This window comes from Mycobacterium sp. (assembly GCF_035499775.1).
GTDB lineage: Bacteria > Actinomycetota > Actinomycetes > Mycobacteriales > Mycobacteriaceae > Mycobacterium.
The window spans coordinates 1-2918 of the sequence record NZ_DATJYB010000355.1; the positions used below are offsets into that span (position 1 = coordinate 1).

At 64.5% G+C, this 2918-nt stretch carries 3 protein-coding genes and 1 pseudogene; all 4 read right to left on the bottom strand.

What is annotated here, in order from left to right:
* A partial coding sequence (locus VML93_RS22175) for a tyrosine-type recombinase/integrase (RefSeq protein WP_325614363.1) occupies positions 1 to 1014 on the bottom strand: 1014 nt, incomplete at its 3' end.
* Positions 1015 to 1239: 225 nt separating this feature from the next.
* Positions 1240 to 2136, bottom strand: coding sequence for an IS3 family transposase (locus VML93_RS22180; protein ID WP_325614364.1), 897 nt, complete (start codon positions 2134 to 2136; stop codon positions 1240 to 1242).
* Between the two features lie 2 nt (positions 2137 to 2138).
* Positions 2139 to 2432 (bottom strand): transposase, encoded by a 294-nt coding sequence (locus VML93_RS22185; RefSeq protein ID WP_325614366.1) that lies wholly within the window; start codon positions 2430 to 2432, stop codon positions 2139 to 2141.
* 249 nt (positions 2433 to 2681) lie between these two features.
* Positions 2682 to 2918: pseudogene (locus VML93_RS22190) on the bottom strand (hypothetical protein); the annotation flags it as partial.

Below are 2918 nucleotides of genomic sequence, written 5' to 3' on the forward strand. Positions count from 1 at the left end.
CGGGTTGGCCACTCCCGCTTTCCGGAAGGTCTTCACCGTCACCTGGTGCACCGTCGCGTGATCACCCAGCCGGGTGTGAGGAGCTTTCGACCGCAGGAACAGGTGATCATCGCCGCAGCGGGGTCGCTCGTCGAGCACATAGGCGGCCAGCTTGCTCACCAGCAGCGTCGGCAACGGCAGCGTCAGCGGGTTGCCCGTCTTCTGCTGCACCAGGCCGATGGTGCACCCACGCCAGTCGACATCGCCCAACCGCAGCGCCACGATGTCACAAGCCCGCAGCCCCGTCGACAACGCGAGCAAGGTGATCGCGGCGTCTCGGGCGCTGATCACCCCCGACGCGCATGCCCGGACCACCAACTCCTCATCGGCATCTGCCAAGACGGGGATGATCGCGTGAAAGCGTTTGATGCCAGCCAGATTCAGCGCAGTGACCAGATCGATGCGGCCGGTGAACGTCAGGAACGGACGAAAGTTCGACACCACCCAAAACAGTGACGACTTGGCCCACCGGTCCAGTAGAAATTCCAAAAACGCCAGGACGCTGGCGCCATCAGCCCCGTCAAGCACGGCGATCCCGCGTCTTTCCAGGAACACCAGGTAGCGTCGCGCCACCCTTCCATAGGCCTCGCGGGTGGCCGGCGCCAGACCACGCCGGCCCATCTCGGCCTCCCAAGCGGCGTCCAGCGCAACGAAGTCGCTGCCCGCCGGGCGTGGACCTCCGCCGCCGCGGCCACGAACCGCCAGGTCCACCCGCCCGGTCTGCACATACGAGTCGAACACCGCGACCAGACGCCGGTAATCGAACCGGCGCTGCGGGCTGAATCGACCGGTGCGCACACTGGTCGTCATCGAGGCGAACTCCGCACCCAGATTGGTGGAATACTCACGCGCCGAGGCGAGCTCAGTCAGCGCCTTGATCGTCTTCGCGTACTGACCAACCGTCGATTCCAGGTAACCGGCCGCACGCAACTCCGCCACGACAACCGCGCCGATCCCACCAACCGTCGTATCCATCACCGTCCCCTTCCACAGACGTACAGATGGGGCCTCCCCTGATTCCGTGGGGACTTTGGTTGTAGGGATGTTGTTGGTGAAGTTGTTTGCTGCTGCCCCCCGGGCAGCTGCGGTGGGGTGGTGCCCGCAGCCGGTGTCAAGGCTGGCCGTAGGCCAACCGGGAGGCGTTGGCCTTGACGCCGGCGAGGACACCTCCATACTGCTCCTTGCCGGGGCGGGATGTCCTCATGGCGCCTGCCCGGGTTCAGACCCGCCGTTACGGAGCTGCCGTTCGTGTTGCAGCGGGGATCGCATGTTTAGTGCCGAATGGCGACGATCAGCGTTGTAGTCCTCGATCCAGGCGACCAACTCGCGGCGGGCCTGGGCCTTGGTGTCGAAATGCTCCAGCATGCGTAACTCGAATTCTAAAGTGGAATGCCAGGATTCGATTACAGCGTTGTCCAGAGCCGATCCCGGCCGACCCATCGACTGGCGGATCCGGCAACGTTGGCAAGCAGCCCGGAACGTCTTGGCGGTGAATTCGCTGCCCTGGTCAGTGTGGAAAATGACCCCACGGACCTCCTGGTTGCCGCCGCGGACCGCGACCGCCATGGCCAATGCTCCGTAGGCCAGCTCGGCGTTGTGGTGCTCACCGATGGCGAACCCGACGATGCGCCGTGAGGCCACATCGAGCACCGAATCCAACTGGAGCTTGCCTTCGTCGGTATCCACTTCGGTACCGTCGCCGTACCACTTGCCGTTGAGTTGCTGCGCGGCGAACTTGCGTTTAACCAGGTCAGGCGCTCGCCACCGACCTTTGCCAGGCCGGGTGGTATGCCGGCGATGCCGCTTGGGGCGAGCCACCATGCCCTGCTCACGCATGATCGCCGCGACGGTGTTAACGCTGATGCTCCAGCCCATATCGCGAAGGTCGGCGTAGATCCGCGGGGATCCGTACTTGCCCTTGTGCACCGCGAACAGCCGCCCGATATCTGCGGTCAGCGCCTTGCGGCGAGCGTGCCGTGGTGACGGGTCGCCGTGACGCCATTTGTAGAACCACGACTGCGACACCCCCAACGCCCGGCATGTCGTGGCGGACGGGATGCCGTAGCGTGCCCTCTGGGAGTCGATGAACCGCGACATCTCTACCGGCCCATCGCTTCTCGAACCCAGAGGGCGCATGAGCGCTTGAGCACATCACGTTGCATCGCCAGCTCCGCATTCTCCCTTCGCAGCCGGATCAACTCCTGGCGTTCGGACTCAGTCAGCTCATCGTCGCCGCCGGCCCGCCGCCGCTCCTGGGCGCACCAGTGACCCAGCGTGCCCTCGTGGATCCCGAGCTCCCGGGCCACCTGCGCGATCGACTTGCCGGTCTCCCGCACGATCCGCACCGCGCCAGCCTTGAAGTCCTGATCGAACTTCCGCCTGTTTGCTGCCATCGCCGCCTCCTCAATAGCGACATCTCCACGCTACGAGGGGAAGCCCACTGGCGAGACATCGAACCTGCTGCGTTTGAGGGCGGGGCCATGCAGGGTCTGCGCGGAGACAAGGTCGGTGTGCTTGGCGGAAGCTTCCCACACCGTGTCAGAGCCGATGGGGCGCCGCTGACGACGAGGCCGAGGTGGTCGATGAATGAATCCGGCCGGATTGTTGCCATATGCCATACATTTCGGGCGGGACGTCGATCTTCATGATGGCCCGTGGTCGATTTGGTGCGCCAGCCCGCGGGTGGCCGTCTCGATAGCTGAGGTGTAGCGGGCGTTGACGGTGCCTAATCGGTCAATGATCACGATGGGGTCTACTAGGTGCTCTTGGATGAGCGCCTGGACGAAGTTCTGGTCCTTGGCACGGAATGCGTAGAGTTTGGCCACGCACAGGTCTTCTTCGTCCAGGCACCAGCCGATGAATTGGGGGTGACCGGAGGG

Bases quoted from the DNA above. Each gene is read 5' to 3' on its own strand.
- VML93_RS22180 (WP_325614364.1), bottom strand. From the start codon at position 2,136: ATGTCGCGGTTCATCGACTCCCAGAGGGCACGCTACGGCATCCCGTCC.
- VML93_RS22185 (WP_325614366.1), bottom strand. From the start codon at position 2,432: ATGGCAGCAAACAGGCGGAAGTTCGATCAGGACTTCAAGGCTGGCGCG.